The following is a 1,692-nucleotide window of genomic DNA, read 5'->3' as shown; positions in this document are numbered from 1 at the left end:
GGGGTCATCCTCAATTTGTGTGTCACGGTCTGACCGAGTTTCACAGATTGAAGGGATCAGGCCGTGGTATCGAAGAAGCATTGGGCTCCAACCGCCAGCGTCGAGGTTGGTGAGGTCCGCCAGTCTGAGACGGGTGCATGGGTCGTATCTGGCAGACTGGCTCCGAATGGCACCTGCCCTGAGTGCGGGACGTCCTCAAGACAACGACATGGTTGGCGGCGCCGGCGGATCGAGGATTTTCCTGCTCAGGGCCAAGCGGTTTGGATCGAGCTCAGGGTTTGTCGATGGCGATGTTTGAACTCGGATTGCCGCCGCCGCACGTTCTCCGATCGCGAGGGGGCGGTGGCGACCCCTTATGCGCGCCGGACGTCGCGACAGGCACAACTCTTAGGCCATATGGCGCACGCCGCTGGCGGCACCCCAGCTGAACGGCTCTTGCGGCGACTGGGTATCCGGGTCAGTGACGATACTATTCTCCGACAGTTGCTACGCGCAGCTCAAGTTGTTCCACCACGCGCACGGATCATCGGGATCGATGATTGGAGTTGGCGAAAGTCGCAGAACTACGGGACGATCATCATCGACCTCGAGCGTCGCGCTGTCATCGATGTTCTCGAAGATCGTGATGTCGTCACATGCACCGACTGGCTAAGGCGTCATCCTGAGGTGGAAGTCATAAGCCGGGATCGCTGCGGTCTCTACGCCCAAGCCGCCCGACAAGGAGCGCCGCAGGCGGAACAGGTCGCCGACCGGTTTCATATCGTGCAGAACCTTCGCATGGCAATCGAGGAGCAAATGAACCTGCACGGTCGTGCAACTGGAAGGGCCTTGCTCTCCGATGCAGACAACATCAGCACAGCTCAGAACCTTCTGAAATCACGTCTTGCCCATCGCAAATCCCGAGAAGAGATTTTCAAGACCATTTCGGTACTTAGGCAGCAAGGGCTGACGTGCAGCGAGATCGGACGGCGAACGGGGTTTCCCCGGCGTAGCGTCGCGAAATGGCTGCAGTTCGAAACGCCACCTGACCGAAAGCGCGCCGTCCTCAAGCGCTCCTCCGCATGGTATTTTGAAGAGTACCTGAAGCAACGCTGGGAGAACGGTATTCGCAGCGGCAATGCGCTGCTCCCTTTGATCCAAGAACGTGGTTATGAGGGCAGCCTGTCAAACTTGCAGCGGCTCTTGGCCGGATGGCGCAGAGCCGAAAAAGAGAAACAGGAGGGACCCATCAAGGAAGATCAGGTCCTTGCACCGGTCCGGGACCCGGAAACGGGGCACGCGATTTCCCCGGTTATCGCGGCCGCACTCTGCATCAAACCAAGAGGAAGATTTACCTTGGAGCAGGCGAGAAAAGTCGAAGTTCTCAAGGAAGGCTCGCCTGCCTTCACAACAATGCGGCGCCTCGCCATGCGTTTCAATGGCATCTTGCGTGGTCGAAAAGCAGACCCGCTGCCCGCCTGGATCGACGATGCGATCGAAACGGACCTAGCGCCCATCGTGCGGTTCGCCCGAACCTTGAACAGAGACATTGATGCGGTCAGGAATGCGATCGAAATGGAGTGGAGCAATGGTCAAGCCGAAGGCCAGATCAACCGATTGAAGACCTTGAAGCGCGCGATGTATGGGCGAGCCGGCCCGAACTTGCTCAGGGCCCGAATGCTCCCTCTGCACCACACAAATTGAGGATGACCC

General features: G+C 58.7%; 1 protein-coding gene. It reads left to right on the top strand.

Annotated features, from left to right (window positions below):
* Positions 1 to 63 precede the first annotated feature (63 nt).
* Positions 64 to 1,683 carry an ISL3 family transposase gene (locus tag N5I32_RS21190; protein ID WP_439648227.1) on the top strand — a complete coding sequence of 540 codons (1,620 nt, stop codon included), beginning with the start codon at positions 64 to 66 and terminating at the stop codon, positions 1,681 to 1,683.
* Positions 1,684 to 1,692 lie beyond the last annotated feature (9 nt).

This window comes from Albidovulum sediminis (assembly GCF_025380365.1).
Taxonomy (GTDB): Bacteria; Pseudomonadota; Alphaproteobacteria; order Rhodobacterales; family Rhodobacteraceae; genus Albidovulum; species Albidovulum sediminis.
This window is presented reverse-complemented; position numbering and strand designations above follow the sequence as displayed.